Source organism: Acinetobacter sp. ANC_7503 (genome assembly GCF_056780035.1).
This window is the reverse complement of record NZ_JBWYJA010000040.1, coordinates 1-277: the sequence shown is the minus strand read 5'-3', so window position 1 is coordinate 277 and position 277 is coordinate 1. Positions and strand designations below refer to the sequence as shown.

Genomic DNA, 277 nt, shown 5'->3' with positions numbered 1-277 from the left:
GTAAAGCTTCATTAATTTCTTGTTGAAGTGCATCACGTGTTTCATCAGTATATCTTGCTGACTCTTCCAACTCTGCATTGTCATCAAGTTTATTTTGAAGTTCATTTGCCTTCGTTTCAAGCGCGACTAAATCCGCTTCTGTTGCTAATGAATCTTCAAACTCTTGTTGTGCATTGGTTTTTAATCCAGCATCCGCAGCGTCTAATTCATCAGATGCTTTTTTAACTTCTTCTTTAGTTACATTTTTTGATGGATCACGACCATCAGCAACGAGTTG

Annotated in this window: 1 protein-coding gene; it reads right to left on the bottom strand. The window is 37.5% G+C overall.

Features of this window, described 5'->3' with window-relative positions:
* Window positions 1-277 (bottom strand): hypothetical protein (locus AC1M9M_RS14865; RefSeq protein WP_481596717.1); only part of this gene is annotated, 277 nt, incomplete at both ends.